Genomic DNA, 23,864 nt, shown 5'->3' on the forward strand with positions numbered 1-23,864 from the left:
ACAAAGGGAACCATAGCAATCACGGTTGAAGCCATCTGCTCAAGGGTGTTCTGTTCAATGTCCTGATACATCTTGAGGAGAAAATTGTGCTAAAAAGTACAAAACTGGTCAATACGACTTCTGTTGAGAGCTTGAGCCAGATTTGGGCTGAGCGCTATGTTCCAGACTTGTCAACGCTCTCTATAAGAAGCAATCAATGTGCCGTTTCTGAGCTAGTTGAGGCGGCATCACCACAGGGGCGAGTGCAAACTATTGCTAAACTTTCTCGGAGCGTGGAGATTAATTGCAAGTGTGCTGGGATACAGACGAGTGTCCTGTTCTCTTACATTCCGAATATTGTCAACCTGACCGAATCTCAGGGAATCGCTAAAGCAGCGGGGCAGGTTTATGAGAAGGTACTGGAAGTTTACCAGACGCAGTCGCCTCCCCCGGCATTACAGGTCGCTAAGTCAGAGGCTGAGACGATTGATTTCTCTAGTAATGTTGAGGCATCATCGGCAAAGCTAGGGCTATCTGTGTCAGAGGTTAAACAACTAGCCACCGTACTTGAACCTGTATTACTCGAATTTCAGGAGCAGCATCTGTCATCACCTGATAGACGCGCTGTTGGCTTTCTGAGTACACAGTTTCACTTGAGTTCTAAGTTAGTGCTAAATCGGCTGACACTTGCTGAGCAAGTCTTAGTCAGTCCCTACTTCAAATTCGTTGAAGAGCAGGTTTGTATCCCTTGGCAGCGAGTCTGTGCAGCGGCGGCAAAGCATGAGCTTGACTCACCGCGTCTAGCCCTTGTTCAGCAACTATTACCAAAGAGTCAAGACATTGCTGAGGCAGTTTACCAGCGATCTGTCAAATTGTACTCCAATCATCGTAGCCGTCGCGGCGGGCTGAGTAATCGAGAAGTGAAGCTCTCTACTGTGAGAGACTTGCAAATGTTTCAAGGCTATTTGTCGCTATGTGTTCTAGAAGAGAGCATGGCATCTGTGCAGGATGAACTGCTTCCCTTGTGCATTATGGTCTTTCCAGCTGTCGAGGTAAGTTGGGAACTCGTTGAACAAATGACACAGTTACTCATGGATGAAGTCTTGGCGCGGGTGTCAAACGAGTACAAGTCTCTCTTGGTACCTTATACAACGGCAATGCAGCAGCTCTTCTCTAACCTTGAGACGAAGGTCTAAACTTATTTCTCTCCCTTCAAGAGTTCAGGACTTACGCACTGAGTAGGAGATTACGTCCTTCTGAGCGATCGCGTGAAGTGGAGCTATAGTGAGGAACGAGTGTCAGAATCTCAAACCTTGAACTGGCGTTATGGTGCGTAAGTCCTAAGTTATTAAATGCTCTAGCTCCCTAAAGCGAAGCTTAAATTCTGTACCTTGGCTTTGGCTCACTTCAATCTGCCCCTCAAGTTGTTGAATCAAGACACGCACTAACTGCAATCCCAAAGATTTTGCACGGGAGAAGTCTGGTAGTTCGGGTAATTTTACTCCATTATTTCCAATAACCAGTTCAAAGTCATCACCTCCGTCACAGGAGACAGAAGTACCCACAGAGCATAGACTAATCCAAATCGTTCCGCCCGTATTTCCTGGAAAACCATGTTTTAGAGCATTAGAAACCAGTTCATTAAGGATTAAACCACAGGGAATCGCCGTATCAAGGTTGAGCAATATGGGTTCAAGATTGAGCTGCAAGCTAATTCTATCTGGGTCAACAGCATAGTTTTGAATCAGATGCATCGCCAAGCTCTCAATATAGTCAGCAAAGTTCACCCTAGATAGGCTTTTTGATTGATACAGTTTCTCGTGGATAAGTGCCATTGACCTGACACGGCTTTGGCTGTTTTGGAACACCTCTAGAACCTGTGGCTCTTGAATACGCTGTGATTGCAAATCGAGCAAGCTAGAGACAACTTGCAAATTGTTTTTGACACGATGATGCACTTCTTTGAGCAGTACTTCTTTTTCCCGTAAGGATGCTTCGAGTTGCTCCTCTACAAGCTTGCGATCGCTAATATCAGTTTCAACACTAGTGACAACCCAGCTATCGGTTGTCTCATCTCGTTGAGGAAACATCGTCATCGAAAACCAGCGCAAGGAACCGTCTTTATGTCTGAGTCGGTATTCTAGTTGGGCTGTGCGCTCTACAAAGATGTTTTCATAACTTGGCACAATAACGTTCTCTAAATCCTCTGGTAGCACTCGTGAAATCCAGAGATTTCTATCAGCCATTAGCTCTTGTGGCGTATATCCATAAAGAATCTCCGCAGCAGAGGAAATAAATTCAAATTTCCAATCGAGATTGGCAAATACCTGGAACCGAACAATGACGGCAATTGCACTGTCTAAAATCGCATTGAGTTTGGCTTCCGATTCTCTGAGTGCATCCTCTGCAAGTTTACGATCAGTAATATCATCGGAAATTCCTGCAACTCGATAAAGCCGTCCTTGAGGATCGCAAATCGGGAAAGCGCGATCGCGAATCCAGCGAATGGAATCGTCTGGCTTGATGATGCGAAAAACCTTCTCAATCACCTCACCACGGTTCTGACGTTCCCTAGATGTAAGTACCTGAGCGAGATCGTCTGGGTGAATGGTATTAAGCCAATCTTGAACATCTCCCTCATAAAGGCTTTGAACTGAACGCCCCCAAATCTTTTCATAAGCAGGGCTGACATAAAGTGACTGTTGCCCGTCGATTGAGGACATCCAAAATACCGCATTAACATTTTCTGCTAGCTGCCGGAAGCGTTCTTCACTCTCGCGCAAGACTTCTTCGGAATGCTTCCGCATCAAGGCATTGGCAAAGATATTTGCTAATGCCCTCAATAGTGCAGCATCTTCATCAGACCAAGTTTTGCTTGTCCGAATCGAGTTAAATGCCAAGCTGCCAATTAAGCAACCTTCGTAAGCAATAGGCACAGCAATATAGGACTTCACCTCAAACGATTCGGATAGCGATTTTCTTGGTTCTGGTAAGTCTGCTACACGGGGAGTATGGATGGTCTTAAACTGACGCAACTGCTCTACTGTGTCGGGAATCGTTTCTAACGCTAGCCCTTGTTGAGGGTAGACGAGTGGGGGAATTCCATCAGCAAACCATTGATGAGTATTAAAAAATCGTTCGTTAGAGATTAGAAAGATACAAGCACGGTCAACCTGAGCAAACTCTCCAATCTCCTGCAAAGCCTGGTTAATAGCCTGATCAACTTCTGTTGCTTTTAGGTTAATAAATTGAGTAGAAATGTTGGTTAAGAGTGCTTCAAAATCAAGTCGATATTTCAGCGCTGCTTCTGCTCGCTTACAGTCTGTTACGTCATAAAGCTGAGCTAATATACACATTTCGCCGTTTAAGTCAATCAACACAGTCGAAGTGATGCCATCGCGAATTTCACCGGACTTGTTGCGAAATTGTATTTCTAACTCGTGGATAGGCTCGTGTTGAAGCTGCTGGATGTAGTGTCGCATGACTTGAGAACGCTCTCGAACCCATAGACCCAACTCGACACTCGTTTTGCCAATCACTTCCTCTCGATTGAAGCCCAAGAGCCTGAGAAAACTGTCGTTGACATCAATATACCGACCGTCTGCAATCGTTGTAATCGTGGTTGCAGCCGGATTGACTCGAAACGCTTTGGAGAAGCGTTCTTCACTTTGGTGGAGTTCCTCTTCGATTCGTTTGCGATCGCTGATATCGGTTGAAATACCGCACACTCCGTAGGGATTCCCATCAGCATCAAATACAGGAAACTTTATTGTGAGATAGGTGTGAATACCATCTGCCTCTTGTAAGTTTCTCTCGATAGTAATCGCTTGTCCAGCTTCCAACGCAGCATGGTCATTGGATTGAAACTGATTGGCAATCTCTAGCTCAAAGAGTTCCCTGTCAGTTTTGCCAATTACCTGCTTCCAACATAAGCCTGTTACAGATTCGCAATGACGGTTATATATCAGGTATCGTCCCTGCAAGTCTTTCAGGTAAATCCTCATCGGAGCAGCATCGATAATTTCTTGCAGCAGTCGTTGGCTCTGTTGCAGTTCAGTTTCAACCCGCTTGCGATCAGTAACGTCGCACACTTGGCTCAAAAGACAGAGTTCGCCACCTAAATTAACCACTTCAAAAGAGGCGATCCCATCTCTGATTTCACCCGATTTAGTGCGATAGCGAAACTCAAAACCGCGAATCCCTTGCTGTTGTTGCAGCAGTTGACGAACCCGATCGCGATGCTCCCAAGGGGAAGCCACTTCGCGATCGCTCTCATCAGCATATAGGTTTAACTCGCTGATATTACGACCAATTACTTCTTCTCGACTATAGCCAACCAAATTGAGGAAACTATCATTGATGTCAAGAATTCGTCCCTCGGACAACGTGCTAATTGCACTGGATATTGGATTGGCTCGAAAAGCTTTGGAGAAACGCTCTTCACTTTGCCGTAGCGCTGCTTCTACCTCTTTAAGACTAGTAATATCACGATAGCTAATGACTCTACCAATGATGTCTTCACCTAAAACTTGAGGTTTTGAATAACGCTCGAAAACCCTGCCATCCTTAAACTCTAGAAAGCTGTGACTTTCTAAATCAAGTTGAGCATACTCGGCTTTCACCTGGCTTAGAAACGCTTCTGAATCCTTTAACTGCTCTTGCAGAAAGGGCAATAGTTGCCAATCAGCTTGCCAAGTAATGATGGACTCAGGAACCTGCCATAGTTCTACAAGGTTACGATTGAAGTGAGTGACAGAACCTTGTGCATTAATTGCAAGAATTCCATCAGCGGTAGCCTCTAAGGTGGTTCGCAGCAATGAGAGTGCTTTTTCGGTGGTTACCTCGGCTTGCTTGCGTAACGTCTCTTCTACTTGTTGAAGTTCCAACTCTAGCTCAGCGTTCCTCGCTTGCAGGGCAGCAATTCGTTCCGTATCAGACAGAGGTTCCATAGGTGATTGCAACTTAGCCTTTGAATCTTAAATTTTGAATTGCTTAAGCCGTGCTTGCATCATCGCTTTGACTATGTTCCCATTGCTTGACTTCAACGCCTTGCCTGAGTGCAACAAAAGCGATCGCTTTTCTTAAAGTTGACAAGCTTCCACAAGCGACAAGAGCCGATCAACCTCGACAGCACCTTCCACTCCTATCAACTCGATAGCGCCAGTACCCCAGCCAATACTAAGTCCTAACGGAAGATGTCCAGGAGGGTCATTTAAAGAGAAATTGAGTTGGGAATATAACTTCCAGTTATCATTCACTCGCCAACCAACCTTGTCGCCAAACTTTTCATAGACATTGGAATCATAAACCCCAGGCTTGCCACCTTGATCCATCCAGATGCGCTTTTGCACACTGAAGCCAAAGCGATCGCGGCTAAAATATCTCCACAGCTCATTGATCGTCTGGAAATCTTTGCAGGGAAACTTTTCGATATCTTCGTTATCCAGATAACCTCGCTCCTGTTGTGCCATGACTTCCAGCATCTTTTGACGTGTTTCCTCATCGGCTTCTTTCCACTTCCCCGCCGCGAGTAAATCTCGTAGTTTTGTGTAATCAATGCCTCGTTCTGATTCCAGAGGAACATCAAGCGCCTGGGGAGGAGAATGATCAATGGGAGCTGAATTTAGATCTTCTAATACTTCCAAAGCGGATTGATAGCGCTCTTTGACTAAATTTTTGAGGAGTTTGTCCAAAATTTCTCCTAATTGAGGGTCAACCTTTGCCCCCAATGGCAAATGTTCTCGCCAAGCCAAGCAGCCTTCTAGAGGATTGAAGAGGTTAAAAGGCGGCATTCCAGTTAGTAAATGAGCAATAGTTGCCCCCAAAGCATACAAGTCACTAGCGCAGTAGGCTTTACCAGACTGGAGTTGCTCAGTGGGGGCATATCCCAATGTGCCTATTAGCGTTCCTTGAGCAACCAAGCATGTTCCCGTTGCCAGTTTAGCCACACCAAAATCAATCAAGATTAATTTGCCGTCACTATGACGACGCATAATATTCGCTGGTTTGATATCTCGGTGAATAACGCCCTTGTCATGAATAAATTGCAGAACTGACAGTAAATCCGCTAGAATCCCCCGAATTTGTTCTCCTTGATAGGGTGAACTTCCCGCTTCACCTCTATCTTCTAATTCATCCAGTAAAGTCTGCCCATCAATGAACTCTTGCACCAAATACAAGCGACTATCTTGTTCAAAATGGGCGTAGAGTTCAGGAATTTGGTCATGTTTGCCCAATTCATACAGTCGCACGGCTTCTTGATTAAACAACTCTGTTGCTTTCTGGTCTTGCTCTGGTGGAAGCAGAAAGAGTTTAATAACACAAGGATGGTTGAGACGGTGTTGATCTACGGCTTCAAAGGTTCTACTATATCCGCCTCGACCCAGTGGCTTTAGGGCACGGTAGCGGTCTTTCAGTAATAATTTTGTGCCACAGGCTAGGCAAAACTTTGCGTCATCTGGATTCAGTGGCTTAGAGCAATCAGGATTGAGGCAGTGGCTCATACTACAGGAAGAGGCAGGCGTTGTCTTTATTTTGCACTCTCCTGCTGGCTAATGTTGCTGAGATTGATACTCTGCCCACTTCTAGCGATCGCATTTTGTATCCAATACATTAGACTTCTACATGAAGTCAGGAGAAAGGTGAAAGGGCAAGGGGCTTGCGTCAAGAAAGATTCCTTTATCCTTTTCCCTTTTTCCTCCTTCTAGTTTGATGCGTTGAGCGTGACTTTACTATGGAGTCTGCTGCAAATCAGGTCGTTCTTCCGGGACAATTGCTCCTTCTACTGGGCAGACTTGCAGGCAAATCCCACAGTCGATACAAGTGGCAAAGTCAATCCAGTACCAGTCAGTACCTTTTGTATTTTTACCGGGGCCTTCGTGGATACAAGCCACGGGGCAAGCATCGACGCAATCGGCGACACCTTCACAAGTATTCGTAACAATCGTATGTGGCACAGTCTTCTCTCTTAAATCGGATTTGGCAACACTAGCTGAATCACTCAGTGCAGCATGGCGGAAATAACTATGCAGTTGAAAAAGGTTAAAAAGCTTACCTTAAAAGTTTTCTTTCCTTCTGCCTTCTGCCTCTTGCCTTCTGCCCTCTTGCAATCAGCTATCTCTAGACTACCAACATCAAAGACTTCCTCCAGTTCCTGTGCCTAGACCAACTCGGCACAAATAACCCACCACTAAAAACTCTTCCCCTGTCTCCCGTGATGAAGGCAACTGGTAAGAAACGTTTGCCACAAAAGCCTAGGCGAGAGTTTCGATTACTGGTGTGCCATCAGCTTTAACCCAGGCAATGTAAGTAATGCGGTGATGTCGGGCATACTCGCGGATATCGCTGGGTGAACGTCCTCCCAAATCCATTTCTACCCGTACCAAATGCTTTGAATCTCTAAGTTTTTGGGCATAAGCAAAAGCCACTGCTTCTGCTTGAGGTATCTCTGGGACGACTAACCAGTCACTTGTTGGGATCTGACGGGGTAGTTGAGGGGTTGAGAGCAAAACGTAGTGCAAGTCTTCAATATTTAGGCAAAAACCGATACCTGGGTAAGTTTGTCCCTGAGGATGATACAACCCCAGCAGTTGGTCATAACGACCACCACTGCCTAATAGGCGTTGATTTGCCTCGGTATCACTGACAACTTGAAAGACGATCCCCGTGTAATAGTCCAACGTTTGAACTAAGCTGAGGTCAAGAATTGGCTCAAGTGGTGAGGGAGAGCTTTCTTGCAACAGTTCCAGCAGGGATTTGAGGTTGTTGACAATTTCCTGCTCTGATGCATCTAAATCCAGACTGGCAACCTTTTGTAAGACATCAGCAGGTTGTCCCCGAAGGTCAAACAGGAACAAGGCGCGATCGCGTAATTCTGAGGATAAGGGCAAAGTCTCTAAAGCAACGCGGTCGAGATCAGCGATCGCTTTACGCACTTTGTCTCGCACTGGGGGTGGGAAGGGAGAAAGAAGCGATCGCGTCAAACCCGCTTCCCCTAAAACCAAGTGCCACTGCTGTAAACCAAGCTGATTCAAGCAGTCTGCTAATAATAGGAGAATTTCTGCATCTGCCAATACACCTCCAGCCCCTAGCAGTTCCACACCCGACTGGTAGAACTCCAACTGACGTCCGTGGTGACCAACAGGAGGGCGGCGAAAGACATTGGCATTGTAATAGAGGCGTTGCGGCAAGGCTAACGTTGCTTCACTCGTACTGCCTGCGATTCGGGTTGCAAATGCTCGTGCGATCGAAGCTGTTAGTTCCGGACGCAATCCCAGCGTTCCTTCCTCAGCATCCTGCAACTGGATAACCGTTGAACGTGCGATCGCACCCCCTGCCATCAGTGTATCCAACCACTCTAGAGTTGATGTGATAATCCGGTGATAGCCCCAGCGGTGAAATACTTGCTGCAAGTGATCGGCAATCCAGCGTTTTTGGGTAACTTCGAGAGGCAGCAAATCTCTTGCACCCGCTGGTGGTTGATGAACCATTAATTCTTCTTGAACGGATTACGAAATAAACCCTTGCTTGTAGAGGGGTTTTCAGGCGGCTTGCTCTGAGGTTGTTTTGAAGAGTTTGCTGGCTTTGTAGAACCATTTTTCTCTATCAACTTCTCAAGATACTGTTTTGCCTTAATTGCTCTCTCATCCCTAGGATTCAATTGCAAGGCTTTATTCAGGTGAACTTTAGCCATTGCCATCTGATTTTGCTTCAAATAAGCAATTCCCAGTAAGCTATGACCGTTGCTGTTGGTTTGATCTAACTTAAGCGCTTCACGCAACTCCAACACAGCGGAGGCAAAGTTATTTTTCACCATATACCCTTCTGCACGACGGATATACTCAGGAACTCTCGATGCCGTAGAGTCGAGCTGAGGCTCTGGCTTGGGTGGGGGGCTAGGAGGCTTCGACCTAGCTGGCTCAGGATTAGTTGTTCCGGCTTTCCCTTCTTGTTTGATGCTTTCGCCCTTGCTCCCTTTAAGCATTAGGTAAACTAAATTGAGTTCGCTGATTTCAGCAATTTTATCTGACACTTGGTCAAGAGATTCATATTGCTTGGAAGCAATGTTTTGTACCGCGCTTTTGTAAGCAAAGTCTAAACTTGCACCAGCGCGAGCTAATTGTTTTGCAGCCTCGCTAGCTACTGGAATTTTCCCTTTTTCTTTTTCTACAGCCAACCGTCTACCCATGTGTCCCAGGCTTACAATGTAGTCACGACTGGTTTGAGACAGTTGTTCATAAGCTGGATTAACAAGTTTCGATAGCAGCTGATTTGCTAGTTTTTTCTCCGCTTCGGTTCCGGCTTTGCAGCTATCAGGATGCAGTCTGCGGGCAATCTTAAGATATCGTTTCCGAACTTCCTTTTCATCCGCGTTGACTGGAATCCCTAGAACTGCGTGGTGGTCTGTGAAATCTAACTTAAATAGTCCGCGATCAATTGTAAAAGACATAGTGCGCCGTCCAAACTCTGTGCCGCAAGGGATTGTTTCTAGTATGTCTTAGATTTCGGTGGAATCGACAAAGCCTTGACCTTAGCTTGATCTACATTAAGAGTTTACTAGGAAGTTGGCTTTCGCCTGAAGAATGGTTGAGTGACTTTTAACAAGAGGGTTTGTTGAATCGATAGCCATTTGGGATGCTAACTCTTAGAATTACTGCCAAGAGGATAGTGGAGGAACTTGTAAAAGTTCAGTACTTAGTTGGTCGTGAATCTGACCATTCGTTGCTAAGATTCGACCCGAATCAATTAACAATGGACTACCGTCGTAAGCGGTTACTTTCCCCCCAGCTTCCTCGACTAGAATAATTCCAGCCACGACATCCCAAGGAGAAAGCCCTCGCTCCCAATAGCCATCTAGTCGTCCACAAGCAACATCAGACAAATCCAGCGAGGCGGAACCACTACGGCGAACGCCCTGAGTTAGGTGAGTGAGGTGGCAAAACTCGGCATAGTTATTGTCAGAAGTCTCACGTCGGTCGTAAGCAAAGCCACTAACAAGCAAGCTCTTACTGAGTTCAGGAGTCTGAGATACTTGGATTGGACGTCGATTGCGAGTTGCGCCTAAGCCTTTGGCAGCACGAAATAATTCATCACGGAAGGGATTGTAAATTGCTCCCACCTGCGGCTTGCCGGAAATCAGTAAACCGATGGAGGTAGCAGCAATCGGGTACTGGTGGGCATAATTGGTCGTGCCATCCAAAGGATCTATCGCCCAGAGGTAATCGCTCTCCTTATCTCCTTGTTGACCCGATTCTTCTGCCAGGATGGAATGTTCGGGAAAATGACGCTTTAGTACCTTGAGGATTGCCGCTTCCGCCTCTTTATCAGCAACGGTGACTAAGTCCCCAGGACGCCCTTTTTCTTCTACAGCTTCCAAGTGACCCCAATAGGATTGCAAGATAGCACCAGCGGCTAGGGCGGCTTCGGTGGCAATGTCTAGGAAGATGTGTAATTGTTCAGACGTAGGTTCGCTCATCGTTAAGGCGTTGGGTTGAGGGGCAAACGACGAAATTCTGCTGGGGTCAAGCGCATCGGTTTAAGTGGGTTCCAAATGCCATATCCCATGATTCTGGCGTATTCCTGCGCTCTGGCAATGCGCTCATCATACTTGTCATTTGGCGATCGCGGTGCAGAAAGAACATACCCATCTTTTACTAATTGCTCATTAAGCAATTTGCCATCGTACCAAACATAGGCGAGCCACCGACCAAAACTATCTTTTTCCTGTTTGTCAGGTTCTAGGAAAACTGGCTGTAAGACGAGTTGTTGACTCGTTGCTACGCTAATCATCTTCTCCAAGCGGTTTTGTGCCATCAAACCCCAAGGCTGCTGCTTTAAGTCAGGTGCTTCAATACCAATCAACCGTACTCGCTCAATTCCTGGCGGTTGTTGGTTAGTGTTCAACACCTCTATTGTTTGTCCACTAACCACCCGCTGCACCTGAACAGTAATTCCATTCTTGGCTGGTTTAGATTGGCAACCCACTAGTAATAGCAGACAGCTAAAAAAAATACAGCATTGCCGAAGACGACTAAGTGCAGCACGGCGGAAATAACTATCCAGTTGACAAAAGCTAAAAGGCTTACTGTACAAGCAATATTGCTTTTGCATAAGAGCCTCCTGCCTTCTGCCTTGTTGCACTAAGCCGCTTCCTGAAACTCGGAATAGGGAACTGAAGCTTGAGCAACCTGGAAGTAAAGTAGCTGGAAATTTTTCCCAAATCCCAGTCTCCAGCCCCAGTCTCCAATTCCCAATCCCCAATTCCCAATCCCTAATCCTCATCCAGTGGCAGTCCAAATCGCACTTTTCCCCTTGCAAAGTAACGACCAAACTGAAGTTCGTAGACTTCATCTTCATCCTGTGTCTCAACTTCCAAGTCAGAGCAGGGATAGCTGACACACAACAGAGCATAGCCCTTATCGCGCAACTTTTGAGAAAGCCCCATAGCTTCTGGCTGGTAGACTTCCCCACGACGAACTCGAACAGCACAAGTAGTACACGCCCCATTACGGCAAGCAAACGGTAGTTTCCCTCCTTGGTTTTCCACCGCTTGCAGGATGTAGCGGTCAGATGGTACTTGTAGAGTTTGCTGAGTGCCGTTTTGGCGATCGCAAATTTGAATCGTATAGGTTTTTTTCATTACTTCAGTGTATAATCTTAGATCGTGTGCTGAGTTTATAAAACTCATAGTCACACATTTCTAATCTCCCCTGGAGAGATGGCCGAGTGGTTGAAGGCGCAGCACTGGAAATGCTGTTTAGCGGTAACGTTAACGAGGGTTCGAATCCCTCTCTCTCCGTACCAAACCAAATAATACACAAAGCTTTGAGTCTATTACAAACAGAGAGCTTCGATGGGACAGGTGTAACTTTTTGACATACATCGCGACACTACAGGGTAACCGTACCTGAGTGCTCCTCCCCTCAGTTATTCCACGGAAATTTATCCTTTATCCCCCGTTCACTGCTCTTGGATCAATCAAGTCGAGCAGTGGTTTAGTATCCGGAGAGCTACCTCCTACCTTCTTCAACGCTAACTGCTATTTTCCCCAAACCCACATACTTATTAAAATACCGCCAGTTTGATCAAACCAGCGGTAGATACTTTTTCAGTATTTAGGTTTCACGCCAAGCATCAAATCAATTGCTTGTTAACGTCGATTCTAGGTCAGCCTTACAGAGAGGAACCCAGTCCTGCGTAAGCGCCGTAGAAGAAAATACCAAGAATTGTGAGGACAGCCATTCCTGCGACAGTTGCAACGATCCACAAGGGGATTTTTCCACTTCCAGACATAGCTTTATCTCCTACTTCAAAACAACAATGATTAGACTCAAACCCAGTTAATTAAAGAAATAACTGGAGAACAAAATACCAAGAACAAAAATCAGTAATAGACCTAAGTAAAGCGAAGTCCGATTGAGTTCAACTGGTTGGTTGTTTGGATTGGGACTGCGATCTGGCATAATCGTTTCTCCTAGCGTTGAATAAACTGCATTGAAGCGATCGCACCTAAGAAGAAGACTGTGGGCACAGCTAAGGTGTGAACCGCCAACCATCTAACCGTAAAAATTGGATAGGAAACTGGCTGATTTGGTGTATTGCTCGTCATAGTTTTCAACCTGTTTTACAAAAACTTACTTGATAAATTGTTCGACTTGCTGTTTAGCATTATAGCGATCGCTCACGATTGGCACTTCTTGCCGATCTTGGGTGAAATACTCATCAGGGCGCGGTGTGCCAAACGCATCATAGGCAAGACCTGTGCTGACAAATAACCAGCCTGCGATGAACAATGCAGGAATTGTAATGCTGTGAATTACCCAGTAACGAACACTTGTAACAATGTCTCCAAATGGACGCTCTCCAGTGGTACCCGACATAGCTGTTTCTCCTTCCTTTTAACAGTTGAAAACTCACTCACTATCATACGAAATCTGCTTGTATTGATTCAAGCAATTTCTTGTAGATCAAGCCGCTTGTTCTGACGGCTCATACTTTAGTAAAACACCCTTCTGACCAATGATGAATCCCTGTTCTGGGCTTACAAAGACAATCTTGTACAAGTTTGAGGGAACATTCTCAATCCCACGGTCTTTTTGCCAAGTTTTACCACCATCCAAGCTTACTAAGAGATTACCACTACCACCTGTTACCCAAATTTCTTCAGGTGTTCGATAGGCTAAATCCAGTAACCCCCAACTTGTTGAAAACTCTGGAGTTTGAGGGTCGTCCCAGGCTTCGGGGTCTTCAGGGCTGCTAAACTGCAAGTGACCACCTCTGGAGAGTACCCAAAGCCGTCCATCTTTCCCATATCCTATACTCTGAAGGCGCTTAGAATTTTTGCGATTGTGCTGCTCCCAAGCACTCTGACCGGGTTCCCAGGTTGAGTAGAAGTTACCTCTAGCGGAAACGGCAACGTACTTACCATCGTCAGAACGTGACATATTCCGGACAACACCAACCGCTTCTTCCACCATCGCTTGCCAAGTCTGACCCGAATCTTTGGTCTGATAAATGGCACCAATGTCGGTACTCATTTCTGCCGATTTAGGGCCAAGAGCGACAATCTTATCCGGTATACCGGGTAACTTCTCACTTAAGGGAATGCGAGACCAAGAAGCCCCAGCATCAGTAGTGTGCAGTAAGATAGAAGGTTCGCCTGTAATCCAGCCTTCTTCTCCACTAAAGCTTACCGAGGTAAAGCGGTAATTCTGCTCACCAAGTGCCAATCCTTTCTCTTGCCAGGTCTTACCGCCATCTATTGTTTCTAAAATTGTGGAATTACTACCGACTGCCCATCCATGATTTGGGTCGCCTGTAAAACCAACATCTTGTAGGGTAGCCTCCGTTGGCAAGGGAACAACCTGCCAAGGGTTATAGCTCAGAGATTCGGTATAACTACAGCTGATACAAAAGAAGGCGATCGCCACTACTATTACAATTTGTTTCAGCGTTCTCACAAAATAGGTCATATCATCCAGAACTGGTAAAAGCGAATTGTCTATCCTTATAAAATGGCAGCGCTTTCTCAGATTTCCTGAAATTTGCGCCCAGAAAGGAGTTTGAGAGCGGGGATTTCGGCGAGTCTGAGCGGGGCATAAACCGTTTGCTAAAGAACACACCCTTAGCAAGACGAACCAATTTCTGGCTTGTTAAAAACCCCCACTACGTTCTCGCTCAGCGCAAGCCGTACAGACTCAGAAAGAATATAACGCCTAAGGCTAAAGCCCCGAAAATCAGGATATTTTTTTGCCCTGGGGTCAGACGGTTAACACCAAAGCCATAACTCAAGTTTTCCTGAAACCCAGAAGGGGTACCAATTGAACCGACATTCTCAAATTGAGAAGTCCGAACCCCGCAAACCGGACAACGCCAGTCGCTTGGCAACTCTTCAAAAGGCGTTCCAGCCGGAATATCCCTAGTACTATCTCCCTTACTTGGCTCGTAGACGTAGCCGCAAGCGCGACATTCGTATTGAGCTGGTGCTTGTTCAGCAAGGGTTTGCTCTTTGGCTTGCTCGCTCATTACTTACAAAAAACAATTAGGAAGCAAATCTTAAAATCTATGTTAAAAATTATCGCATACCTGAACCACTTTAATACTCTGGTAAGATAAGCATCTCTATCGCCACCTCCCAAGAGATAGAGGTAAAGGCTACTGAGTACAACTTGGTGTAAAATTAATCACCCTCTAGCAACAGGTATAGCAAAAGGCTCTTATGCAGAGGGCTTGTATGTTTATTATTAGTAATTGCGATCGCTTTAGCGTACACTGTCTGCCGATTGCTCCCAATACCATAGTGGGGGCAGCAGGAGATTGCTCACAGGAATCAGTCAACAATAAAGGAGTAATTTGCTCTTTTGGGAGAATTCAGGCAAACTACCCTAAAATCTGACCAATTAGTACGATTACTTTTCACAATGCTCCCGCTCAGATTCTCTAATTCGGATAAAACAGCCAACCCCTTATAATTAAGAATGTTGAAGAAGTAATAACGCAAATTTCTAGGGCAGTTACCTATTGTGTTTGTTCTTAGCGGCTACGAGTATCTCTTAGGCTTCTTTCTGGCTTGCAGTTCAGTCCCTTTCTTGGCATTGTCTGCGTCTAAGCTTCTGCGACCTAGCACACGCTCTCCAGAGCGACGCACTACATACGAATCTGGTATGGAACCTATAGGGGGAGCCTGGATTCAGTTCAACATCCGCTACTACATGTTTGCGCTTGTGTTTGTCATTTTTGATGTTGAAACTGTATTCCTGTATCCCTGGGCAGTCGCCTTCAATCGCCTTGGACTACTGGCTTTTGTTGAAGCCCTTATTTTTATAGCAATTCTAGTTGTTGCTCTTGTTTACGCATGGCGCAAAGGAGCCCTTGAATGGTCATGAACCAAAACATTACAACTGATAGTAAAGCCTTGGCTGAGCAGCACAAAGAGCGAATTCTCAACCCCATCGAGCGTCCATCAATCACGCAAGACCTCTCAGAGAACGTGATTCTCACGACAGTCGATGACCTTTACAACTGGGCGCGGCTTTCCAGCCTGTGGCCAATGCTGTACGGTACAGCCTGCTGCTTCATTGAATTTGCAGCATTAATTGGTTCCCGGTTTGACTTTGACCGTTTTGGTTTGGTTCCTCGTTCCAGCCCTCGGCAAGCCGACTTAATCATCACGGCTGGCACAATCACAATGAAAATGGCACCCGCACTGGTGCGTCTCTACGAACAGATGCCAGAGCCAAAATACGTGATTGCAATGGGTGCCTGTACAATCACAGGTGGGATGTTCAGCGTTGACTCTCCAACATCGGTGCGCGGTGTGGATAAATTGATTCCTGTCGATGTTTATATCCCTGGCTGTCCTCCTCGTCCAGAAGCGATTATTGATGCGATCATCAAGCTGCGAAAGAAAGTCGCGGATGAGTCCATGCAGGAACGAGCAAAGCTCAATCAAACCCATCGGTACTACAGCACGACCCACAAGATGGAGCTTGCACCGGAAATATTGACTGGGAAATATCTACGATCTGAGACTCGCTATACTCCTCCCAAGGAACTCAGTGAAGCGATGGGTATGCCAGTTCCACCAGCGCTCAAGTCTACAGTCAAAGAGGAGGTTGATCGTGGCTGAAGAAGATTCTAAACAAGAAGCTACTAAAGGAAAAGATCAAGGGGCAGGTGAATTATCACCGACTACTAGTGGCGAATCTGAGATTGTAGAAGTTGGTCAGGTTTCCCAGTGGTTGACGGAGAACGACTTTGAGCATACAGCTCTAGAGCGTGACCATTTGGGTGTAGAGATTATTAAGGTAGAACCTGAATTTCTCATCCCGATCGCAACAGCACTATACGCTTATGGTTTCAACTACCTCCAGTGCCAAGGCGGTTACGATGTGGGGGCAGGAGACAATTTAGTTAGCTTCTACCACTTAATTAAATTAAGTGACAATGCTGACAAGCCTGAGGAAGTGCGCGTCAAAGTTTTCCTACCTAGAGAAAATCCGAAAGTACCCTCAGTGTACTGGATTTGGAAATCCGCCGACTGGCAAGAGCGGGAGTCCTACGATATGTTCGGGATTATCTATGAAGGACACCCGAACCTGAAGCGGATTTTGATGCCAGAAGATTGGGTAGGTTGGCCGTTGCGGAAGGATTACATCTCGCCTGACTTCTATGAGTTGCAAGATGCTTATTAGTTGAGGCAGTTTGCCTTAATTACAATTTTTTGGGTGAAAGCACTCACTTCAGTTTTAGAAGTGGGTGCTTATTTTTTGAGGTTGCACTTATTGAGACTCAACGCGGCACAAACAAGAGTCGAGTGTACATCTGGCCGCCATCATTATCACTGACAATCCAATAACCCGTTTCAGTCGCTGCCATGCCTTCGACTTTCTCTTCTAGCCAATTGTGGTCAGCGAATAAATCAATGACGCGAGTTTTTTGCAACGTCCCTCCAGGTTGAACTCCATTTAAGGAGAAGCGATAGACTCGCTTGACTCGTGCATTTGCTGCCCCATTTGCCCCTCCTTGATTATCCCGTTCGACAACCAAAAAGCTGCCATCCGTATCGCGGACTATTTCACTCAAACCTACCCAGCCATCGACGTTATCAGTATCTAGAGGATAGAAGTAAAAATTCCAGGTTTTACTTGCGATATCATATTCCCCAATGCGAACTTGATTTTTCGGGTCATCTTTCATTTCTCGCTGCACAGCTACATAAACTTTGCTGCCATCAGCATTGGTCGTTACGCCTTCAAAGCCAAAGCGAGTGACAATTGCTGCTGCCTCTTGGGGTAAGGGAATTTCCTCTTCAACTGTGCCTCGATCGCTAACTTTGAGCAATAGGTTAGGTTTTTGTTGTCCTTCCCTATCGTCGCCTTCACTCACCAGCCAAAAGCCACCAGCAGGATTTAAAGTAATGCCCTCTAAGTCATACGACATTGGTTTGCCATCCTTGGTAATCATCATGGCGCGGCTGACGAATGCCTTACTACCATCAAGATTAAAGGTGAAAATTCGAGATGGAGTGATCGCACTATCCGGTACAGCATAAAGCTGGCGGGAACCTGGGACTGGCTGCAAACCACTGAGGGCACTAAAAGGTGTCTCTTGGCTTTCGCTCATTACTAGTGGCTGTTGCTCAGTGTAGGGGTTAGCAACAGTGGTTTCTGCTTGGAAAATATCAATCGTGCCGTCGCCTTCATTGGCTGTTAGCAATAAGTTCCGCTTCGGAATTGCCAGTACACCTTCTGGCGACATACCTGTAGGCATGAAACCCACAAATTTGGGATTTTTGACATCGCTGATGTCGTAGGCAACCACAAAACTACCCCGTTCCGAAGCAACAAAGGCAAATTCTTGCTCACCGAATTTGGCAACAGTTGCACCTTCGACTTCAATACCACGTTTATCGGAACGGTTGTCGGGATATTGTCCCATCCTGACGGCGAGTTCTTCGATGCTGCTGCCACTGTCGTAGATAACGTTTCCTTCTAAGTCCAAGATTGACCAACCACGTCCTCCGGAATAAATGCCATCTCCAAAGCTTTCTTGGTCTGTATCGCCTTCATTAGCAATGACTAAATAATTACCATCGGCTGTAAAGGCAATTGAGTCAGGTTCTCGTCGTCCTTCAAACGCTTGATTTAAGCGGATATCACCATTCGCTTCTAGGTCAGCTTTTTCATGCTTTGAGGTACCTGCTGAGAAAATGCGTGTGACTTTTTCTGAGGGGATATCTAAAATTGCGATCGCATTATTCTCCTGCAAGGTGACAGCAGCCGTTTTGCCATCCCGACTAATCGCCACATACTCTGGCTGGACATCCTCAACATAATTCACTCCAGCTACACCGTTGAGATTTAAAGGTACATTAGTAACCTTTGATTGGCTAGGATTGCTGTAGTTGATAGTAACGACATTAATCGCACCTGGACGCTGACCTGGTAGATTTTCGACATCTTCCTCATCTTCAATCGCGACAATTACCTTCTTCCCATCCGGTGTAATCGCCACACTATCAGGCCCAATTCCTGGTAGCAGCAGTTGACCTGCAATGGTTCGCGTTTTTAGATCAATAAATACTAACGTTCCCGGCTTCTGGTCAGTAATGCTTTGTGTCTTTTCATCAATCAGATTCAGTACCGCCGCCACAGCATAGCGTCCATCCGGCGTAATCGCCACAGATGTGGGTTCTCCCAGTTCGGCAACATCCACCGTTCCTAATGGCTGAGGATTTTTTAGATCTGTGATGTCCACAAAGCCAATTTTCTGATCGCCTGCATTGGTAAAGGCAAGGGTGTTGCCGTCTGGACTTGCTGAGATAATTTCCGCAACTGCACCACCAACAACATAACGATTCACTGGGGCAAAACTGCGGATGGGGGCGCTATTGGCTGTTGCATTACCCAATAAGCAGGTAGCGAAAAATATAGAAGAGGAAATCAGGAAGGGGAGGGAAAAACGCGCCATAAACCGATATTTACGCCTAAAGTAGCTTGCTAGATTCATCAATTGCGATCGCATTGGAGTATAAAACGCTAGGCTTCCTACTTGGTTTATGAACAGGTTAATGGCACATTAATAAGCAGTAAATCTGATTTATTACAAGAAACTATGTTACCGTAATAATACGCACGCTAAGCAATTAAAATCCGGCTTACTGAAACGGCTAAAACCCACCTCACCCAAATGGATGATGCTAGCGGTGTTTAAGTTTTGTTACATGGATAGTACGCATTCTAAACAACCCTCAGCGGACTACTTTGGCAAGGGAATCTTTTAACTAAATATTACGCATACGAAATGAATGGCTGCTTATCAAATGCTTAGCCTTGCAAAAACTAACTCAAAGAGACAATAACTTGGACTATGGAATGCTCGAACAATGAATTTTGGGGTATCAAAGTTGAAGCCTATCCTGCGGGCTTTGGAATCGAGAAATTATCGTCTCTTTTTCGCCGGACAAGCCATCTCCTTAGTTGGCACCTGGATGACACAAATCGCTACGGTTTGGTTGGTTTATGATCTGACGAATTCAGCTTTGTGGCTGGGAATTGTGGGATTTTCCAGTCAAATTCCTAGCTTTTTAATTTCTCCCTTTGGCGGGATTATAGTTGACCGTTGGAATCGTCATCGTATTTTAATTACCACCCAAATCCTGGCAATGATTCAGTCTTTGGCGTTAGCGGCTTTAGCGCTGAGTGGTGTCATTCAGATTTGGCACATTATCTTGCTGAGCCTCTTTCAAGGTCTTATCACTGCCGTTGATTCACCTGCTCGTCAGGCTTTTGTCCCGGAGATTATTGAAAGAAAAGAAAATTTAGGAAATGCGATCGCGCTTAATTCTTCTGTCTTCAACGGTGCGCGTTTAGTGGGTCCTGCGATTGCCGGGTTGCTGATTGCCAGCGTTGGGACAGGTGTTTGTTTTCTCATTGATGGACTTAGCTATATTGCTGTGGTTGCAGGCTTGTTAGCCATGAAGCTTAAGCCGAGAAAGATAGCCACACAAACAACTAATGTCTGGCAACGGTTAATAGAAGGATTCAGCTATGCCTTTGGCTTCCCACCGATTCGGGCAATCTTACTACTGCTTGCCTTATTCAGCTTTATGGGAATGCCCTATACAATTTTAATTCCAATTTTTGCTAAAAATATCCTTCAAGGTAGTGCGGAAACTCTCGGTTTCTTAATGGCTGCTGTGGGAGTGGGAGCGTTAGTAGGTGGTGTTTATCTAAGTTCTCGCTCTACTGTAATTGGTTTAGGCAAAATCATTGCCATTGCTCCTGCTATTTTTGGCACAGGGCTAGTGATTTTTTCTCAATCCCGTATTCTCTGGTTGTCTCTATTCATGATGTTCCTGGTCGGCTTTGGTGGGATTTTACAAATTGCCTCTAGTAATACAATTTTACAAACCATTGTGGAGGACGATAAACGTGGACGATTGATGAGCTTGTACACGATGTCGTTCTTAGGTATCTTACCTTTTGGCAATTTAGCTTCTGGAGCATTAGCTGATAAAATTGGCGCTCCAGACACCTTAATGATTGGTGGTTTCTGCTGTATTTTAGGTTCTTTAGCTTTTACCAAACAGTTGCCTCAATTAAGGCGTTTGATTCGCCCCATCTACGTGGAGATTGGTCTGCTTGATAAAGCTTCTTCCTAGTTCTAGCTGATAGCTGACCGCTATCAGCTTTTTGGTTTTCCTCGCTAAATGTTAAGCTGATGTTACGCATACTAAATAATTGTTGCTCCATGCCTTCTACTTCTGTAAATCGCAGACATTTGGCACAGTGGGATGAAGTTTTAGCTCCCCATAGCCTCGGCTATCGGATTAAACTACTCTCTCAAATACTTGGTCGCACGTTTCAGGAGCGATTAGAACCCTTTGGACTAACTACGTTTCACTGGGTTGTCCTGTGCTGTTTGTGGGAAGAAGATGGCTTGGCAACTTCTACTATTGGGGAGAGATTGCAACAAGTAGGCGGTACTCTAACCGGGGTGCTAGATCGAATGGAGGAACGCGGACTCGTGCGTCGGGAACGTGATACTCGCGACAGACGGATTTGGCGGATTTGGCTGACAGAAGCGGGTAAGCAGCTAGAAGCAGTACTACCACCCATTGCCGCAGAAATTCGGGAACAAGCGATGGCAGGGTTTTCAGTAGCTGAGCGAGAACTGCTTTCTCAGTTAATTGATCAGGCGATCGCTAATCTTTCATAAGTTGATGGCACTGACCTAAACTATAAGCAATTTATTCTTGCTTATCTGGTTCAAATATTCAGGAGATGGGACTTGCCATGCGTTGTCTCCTGACTTATTCACTTTGGTTTTCAATCCGTGACGGCTTTAAAAACAGCCAACTTACAAAGAAAAAGGAGGCTGTGGACAGTTGAATAATATCTGAAGCAGAAAGATATCCATCAGAAAAAGACGCAATACTTCTATCTGTAATTCCAAATAACCAGGACGATACACCTAGAAGCCAAATGGCGTTTCTGAGCTTACCCAAGAATATAGATTGTTCCAATGCCTGCTGCTTATCCGGGATTTGAGTCGTCTTTCTCAACATATCTCGTCTTTACTACCAATCTCAAAGGATTACGTGTTGCCTCATTAACTTTTTTGCGCCCCTTTCCTTACCAAGTTAAGAAATATTTAATTTACTTGCCATGTGTCTGAAGATATACTTTAGGTAAGACCTTAGCCCACCTACGCCAAAATCGCCTCAACCAACTTCAGGATAGGAAGGGTGGAGCTTCAACACAGAGAGAGGAGGAGAGTTAGGAGCAAGTCAGTTTACCTATTGACTCTTGTATGTGGCATGGCTGTGTTCCCTCATCTTTCCTGATGGGGTTGTAGCTATCCGGGAACTTGAAAAAGCGATCACTATCCTTGCCAACGGTGAAATGCGATCGCTCATAATAGATGAAAGTTTAATGAGTTTAAACGTTACTAAGTTGATGGCTATGATTCCTATTAATGAAGCCAAACAGCGATTGCAAGATTTAATCGATGCAGTGAGTCAGCTGAGAGATAGTTCAGGAAACATCCAGGTCTCTTTTGAGGCGAAAGGCAATCCCTATGCTGGCTGAGAGCAGTGTCTCCGTGCCTGCCCCAAACCCTTGAGAGGCAACCCCGGAGGATTGCCCGTACCATTATGAACCGATGCTCTAGCTCTATTCTTCCTCATAGGTGGCGTCATTAATGTGATCGGCTGTAAGCAGCAGCGCTTCGCGATCGCTAACCTCATCTTCTTCGTCCAGGTCTTCGCCAATCTTAGGAAAGCACATCAGCTAGACTGAGAAGCGATCGCCAAATCTAACCTAGGATTTAATTACAAATCAATAGTAGATATGATTAGAACCCTATGAACTGGAAAATCGAGGAAGCCCAGCAGAAATTCTCTGAAGTCATGAGTGCTGCTGTTTCAGAACCTCAACTGATTTACAATCACGACAAACTGGTAGCAGCCGTTGTGGAAGCCGAACTCTTTCAGGATTTCCTGGCTTGGCAACAACAGCAGAGCAAACCCTCTCTAGCAGATGCCTTTTCTCAATTGCGTCAGCTTTGTGCAGAGGAAAACTATACCCTAGAAATTCCTCCTCGCGAGGATCGTTTCAATCCTTTTGCTGACTAATAGTCTCTGTGACATTTCTGTGTGATACCAATATAATCAGCGAACTGGCACGTCCCCAACCTAATCCAGGGGTATTAGCGTGGAGCGCTCAGGTTTCATCAATCTCGTTAAGTGTAATTACCCTAGAAGAAATTGCTTACGGTTTGGCATCAAAACCGAATGCCAGAGTACAAAATTGGTTTCAGGAATTCCTAAAAACTTATTGCCAAATCATCCCAATTACTGCTGAGATTGCTCATCATTCAGGCGAATTGCGGGGTCGCTTACGAACTCAAGGTAAACCTCGCACTCAGGCAGATATGCTGATAGCAGCTACTGCCCATCTACATCAACTCACTCTGGTAACGCGAAACACTCGTGATTTTGAAGATTGTGGCATTTCCCTGCTAAATCCATTCACTTAACCCTATCCAACCCGTAGGATGGGTTGACAATCAATTGTATTGGCTTTCACTACTTACAGCATCTCTCTACCCATTTTGACTATCTGGAAAGCCAAACTGATCTGGCAACTCATCTGACGTAATTTTCAGAACCTCCAGCAAAGTCTTGTACTGAACAGGGGTGAGTTTTGGCACCGATCGTCCTGCTTCCCAATTCCTTACGGTTGTCTCGGTCACGCCCAGTGCCTCCGCCAACTCCTTTTGGGTGAGAAATTGCTGCACTCTTAGTCTCATTAGCGGCGATCGATCAGACTTTTTCATCTTTTCCGTAAAACAATTGACTATTACCGCAAACAAATTTACACTAAGCATGGATATTCAAAGAAGGGCAGCGCTCCTTGAACTGATCAGAGCGCTCTAGGGTATCGCTGCCTTTTCTTAACCAGTTTGTCATTTTACGCAGTCCTGCGACACTGCGCTCACTTTAGCGATCGCCTTTCCTGAAGACATTAGACCTCTTGCATAAATCCGAAAAGGGCGAAGCATTTGCGGATAAAAACCCTGATTTTACCGATAAATCTGGGCGCAAATGCTTCGCCCTACAGCTAAAAATCGACTTTTGCAAGAGATCTATTATCCAGATTTTGACACGGTATACAGTGGCGAGATTCTTCCACCGCCAAGACGCAGAAGACCACCGACGCTTTCTCAACCGCTTCATGCCTGCTGCTGAATTTGAAGTCCTCTTTGATGTTCCCAACAAACAACTTCAACTCACAACTGACCAAGAAGAAGACTTAAATCAGATCTTAAATTAATGCCCTCACCCGCAAGAGAATAGACCTCCTGCACGAATATAATTTTCG

At 45.6% G+C, this 23,864-nt stretch carries 27 protein-coding genes and 1 tRNA gene; 11 read left to right on the forward strand and 17 right to left on the reverse strand.

Features of this window, described 5'->3' with window-relative positions; genetic code table 11:
* Positions 1–86: 86 nt before the first annotated feature.
* Positions 87–1,175, forward strand: a complete 1,089-nt coding sequence (locus tag AC5JL3_RS10350; protein ID WP_496074412.1) for a hypothetical protein — start codon at positions 87–89, stop codon at positions 1,173–1,175.
* A 144-nt stretch (positions 1,176–1,319) separates the two neighbouring features.
* Here AC5JL3_RS10350 and AC5JL3_RS10355 read toward each other — a convergent pair whose 3' ends face one another.
* The 8 genes from AC5JL3_RS10355 to AC5JL3_RS10390 form a co-directional block, all read right to left on the reverse strand.
* Positions 1,320–4,928, reverse strand: a complete 3,609-nt coding sequence (locus AC5JL3_RS10355; RefSeq protein WP_496074413.1) for a PAS domain S-box protein — start codon at positions 4,926–4,928, stop codon at positions 1,320–1,322.
* Positions 4,929–5,060: 132 nt separating this feature from the next.
* Positions 5,061–6,482 carry a GUN4 domain-containing protein gene (locus tag AC5JL3_RS10360; RefSeq protein ID WP_496074414.1) on the reverse strand — a complete coding sequence of 474 codons (1,422 nt, stop codon included), beginning with the start codon at positions 6,480–6,482 and terminating at the stop codon, positions 5,061–5,063.
* A gap of 228 nt (positions 6,483–6,710) precedes the next feature.
* On the reverse strand, positions 6,711–6,935 hold the full coding sequence (locus tag AC5JL3_RS10365; RefSeq protein WP_192220326.1) for a ferredoxin family protein: 225 nt from the start codon (positions 6,933–6,935) through the stop codon (positions 6,711–6,713).
* 297 nt (positions 6,936–7,232) lie between these two features.
* Positions 7,233–8,468: an ATP phosphoribosyltransferase regulatory subunit gene (locus AC5JL3_RS10370; RefSeq protein WP_496074415.1), complete on the reverse strand. Its 1,236-nt coding sequence runs from the start codon at positions 8,466–8,468 to the stop codon at positions 7,233–7,235.
* A complete protein-coding gene (locus AC5JL3_RS10375; protein ID WP_496074416.1) occupies positions 8,468–9,427 on the reverse strand; it encodes a J domain-containing protein in 960 nt (319 codons plus the stop codon). Before AC5JL3_RS10375 ends, AC5JL3_RS10370 begins: the two co-directional genes overlap by 1 nt.
* A gap of 201 nt (positions 9,428–9,628) precedes the next feature.
* Positions 9,629–10,453, reverse strand: a complete 825-nt coding sequence (locus AC5JL3_RS10380) for an inositol monophosphatase family protein (protein WP_192220323.1) — start codon at positions 10,451–10,453, stop codon at positions 9,629–9,631.
* 2 nt (positions 10,454–10,455) lie between these two features.
* Positions 10,456–11,088, reverse strand: a complete 633-nt coding sequence (locus AC5JL3_RS10385; RefSeq protein WP_496074417.1) for a thermonuclease family protein — start codon at positions 11,086–11,088, stop codon at positions 10,456–10,458.
* Between the two features lie 160 nt (positions 11,089–11,248).
* Entirely contained in the window at positions 11,249–11,617 is a 369-nt protein-coding gene (locus AC5JL3_RS10390) for a 2Fe-2S iron-sulfur cluster-binding protein (RefSeq protein WP_496074418.1), read from the reverse strand.
* A gap of 72 nt (positions 11,618–11,689) precedes the next feature.
* On the opposite strand from AC5JL3_RS10390, the gene AC5JL3_RS10395 reads away from it, so the two are divergent.
* Positions 11,690–11,776 (forward strand) — tRNA-Ser (locus AC5JL3_RS10395).
* A gap of 374 nt (positions 11,777–12,150) precedes the next feature.
* Here AC5JL3_RS10395 and AC5JL3_RS10400 read toward each other — a convergent pair.
* The 6 genes from AC5JL3_RS10400 to AC5JL3_RS10425 form a co-directional block, all read right to left on the reverse strand.
* A complete protein-coding gene (locus tag AC5JL3_RS10400) occupies positions 12,151–12,270 on the reverse strand; it encodes a photosystem II reaction center protein J (protein ID WP_496074419.1) in 120 nt (39 codons plus the stop codon).
* 47 nt (positions 12,271–12,317) lie between these two features.
* Positions 12,318–12,440, reverse strand: coding sequence for a photosystem II reaction center protein PsbL (gene psbL / locus AC5JL3_RS10405; protein ID WP_496074420.1), 123 nt, complete (start codon positions 12,438–12,440; stop codon positions 12,318–12,320).
* An 11-nt stretch (positions 12,441–12,451) separates the two neighbouring features.
* Positions 12,452–12,586, reverse strand: coding sequence for a cytochrome b559 subunit beta (gene psbF / locus AC5JL3_RS10410; RefSeq protein ID WP_192220318.1), 135 nt, complete (start codon positions 12,584–12,586; stop codon positions 12,452–12,454).
* 25 nt (positions 12,587–12,611) lie between these two features.
* Positions 12,612–12,857, reverse strand: a complete 246-nt coding sequence (psbE, locus tag AC5JL3_RS10415) for a cytochrome b559 subunit alpha (protein WP_496074421.1) — start codon at positions 12,855–12,857, stop codon at positions 12,612–12,614.
* Positions 12,858–12,944: 87 nt separating this feature from the next.
* A complete protein-coding gene (locus tag AC5JL3_RS10420) occupies positions 12,945–13,949 on the reverse strand; it encodes a photosynthesis system II assembly factor Ycf48 (protein WP_496074422.1) in 1,005 nt (334 codons plus the stop codon).
* A 205-nt stretch (positions 13,950–14,154) separates the two neighbouring features.
* Positions 14,155–14,502: a rubredoxin gene (locus AC5JL3_RS10425; protein ID WP_496074423.1), complete on the reverse strand. Its 348-nt coding sequence runs from the start codon at positions 14,500–14,502 to the stop codon at positions 14,155–14,157.
* A gap of 497 nt (positions 14,503–14,999) precedes the next feature.
* Here AC5JL3_RS10425 and ndhC point away from each other — a divergent pair, with 497 nt between their 5' ends.
* The 3 genes from ndhC to AC5JL3_RS10440 are packed head-to-tail and all read left to right on the forward strand — an operon-like array spanning position 15,000 to position 16,670.
* Positions 15,000–15,362 carry a photosynthetic/respiratory NAD(P)H-quinone oxidoreductase subunit C gene (gene ndhC, locus AC5JL3_RS10430; protein ID WP_192220314.1) on the forward strand — a complete coding sequence of 121 codons (363 nt, stop codon included), beginning with the start codon at positions 15,000–15,002 and terminating at the stop codon, positions 15,360–15,362.
* Positions 15,359–16,105 (forward strand): photosynthetic/respiratory NAD(P)H-quinone oxidoreductase subunit K, encoded by a 747-nt coding sequence (ndhK, locus tag AC5JL3_RS10435; RefSeq protein ID WP_199348691.1) that lies wholly within the window; start codon positions 15,359–15,361, stop codon positions 16,103–16,105. The genes ndhC and ndhK overlap by 4 nt, the downstream gene beginning before the upstream one ends.
* Positions 16,098–16,670, forward strand: a complete 573-nt coding sequence (locus AC5JL3_RS10440; protein ID WP_192220312.1) for an NAD(P)H-quinone oxidoreductase subunit J — start codon at positions 16,098–16,100, stop codon at positions 16,668–16,670. Before ndhK ends, AC5JL3_RS10440 begins: the two co-directional genes overlap by 8 nt.
* 97 nt (positions 16,671–16,767) lie before the next feature.
* Here AC5JL3_RS10440 and AC5JL3_RS10445 read toward each other — a convergent pair whose 3' ends face one another.
* Positions 16,768–19,002 (reverse strand): esterase-like activity of phytase family protein, encoded by a 2,235-nt coding sequence (locus AC5JL3_RS10445; protein ID WP_496074424.1) that lies wholly within the window; start codon positions 19,000–19,002, stop codon positions 16,768–16,770.
* A 361-nt stretch (positions 19,003–19,363) separates the two neighbouring features.
* On the opposite strand from AC5JL3_RS10445, the gene AC5JL3_RS10450 reads away from it, so the two are divergent.
* On the forward strand, positions 19,364–20,641 hold the full coding sequence (locus AC5JL3_RS10450; protein WP_496074425.1) for an MFS transporter: 1,278 nt from the start codon (positions 19,364–19,366) through the stop codon (positions 20,639–20,641).
* 89 nt (positions 20,642–20,730) lie between these two features.
* On the forward strand, positions 20,731–21,198 hold the full coding sequence (locus AC5JL3_RS10455) for a MarR family winged helix-turn-helix transcriptional regulator (RefSeq protein ID WP_496074426.1): 468 nt from the start codon (positions 20,731–20,733) through the stop codon (positions 21,196–21,198).
* A 94-nt stretch (positions 21,199–21,292) separates the two neighbouring features.
* Here AC5JL3_RS10455 and AC5JL3_RS10460 read toward each other — a convergent pair whose 3' ends face one another.
* On the reverse strand, positions 21,293–21,547 hold the full coding sequence (locus AC5JL3_RS10460) for a hypothetical protein (RefSeq protein ID WP_496074427.1): 255 nt from the start codon (positions 21,545–21,547) through the stop codon (positions 21,293–21,295).
* A 241-nt stretch (positions 21,548–21,788) separates the two neighbouring features.
* Between AC5JL3_RS10460 and AC5JL3_RS10465 the strand changes: the two genes are divergently transcribed.
* The 3 genes from AC5JL3_RS10465 to AC5JL3_RS10475 all read left to right on the forward strand — a co-directional run bounded on the left by AC5JL3_RS10465 (position 21,789) and on the right by AC5JL3_RS10475 (position 23,019).
* A complete protein-coding gene (locus tag AC5JL3_RS10465; protein ID WP_496074428.1) occupies positions 21,789–22,070 on the forward strand; it encodes a hypothetical protein in 282 nt (93 codons plus the stop codon).
* 275 nt (positions 22,071–22,345) lie between these two features.
* The gene (locus AC5JL3_RS10470) at positions 22,346–22,615 is read left to right on the forward strand and encodes a type II toxin-antitoxin system Phd/YefM family antitoxin (RefSeq protein ID WP_496074429.1); all 270 of its coding nucleotides are present in this window, start codon (positions 22,346–22,348) and stop codon (positions 22,613–22,615) included.
* An 8-nt stretch (positions 22,616–22,623) separates the two neighbouring features.
* Positions 22,624–23,019 carry a type II toxin-antitoxin system VapC family toxin gene (locus tag AC5JL3_RS10475; RefSeq protein WP_496074430.1) on the forward strand — a complete coding sequence of 132 codons (396 nt, stop codon included), beginning with the start codon at positions 22,624–22,626 and terminating at the stop codon, positions 23,017–23,019.
* A gap of 66 nt (positions 23,020–23,085) precedes the next feature.
* Here the strand turns inward: AC5JL3_RS10475 and AC5JL3_RS10480 are convergent, their stop codons facing one another.
* Entirely contained in the window at positions 23,086–23,319 is a 234-nt protein-coding gene (locus AC5JL3_RS10480; protein ID WP_496074431.1) for a helix-turn-helix transcriptional regulator, read from the reverse strand.
* Positions 23,320–23,516: 197 nt separating this feature from the next.
* Here AC5JL3_RS10480 and AC5JL3_RS10485 point away from each other — a divergent pair, with 197 nt between their 5' ends.
* The gene (locus AC5JL3_RS10485; RefSeq protein ID WP_496074432.1) at positions 23,517–23,816 is read left to right on the forward strand and encodes a hypothetical protein; all 300 of its coding nucleotides are present in this window, start codon (positions 23,517–23,519) and stop codon (positions 23,814–23,816) included.
* The last annotated feature ends 48 nt before the right edge of the window (positions 23,817–23,864 follow it).

It is taken from the genome of Symplocastrum torsivum (assembly GCF_059505465.1).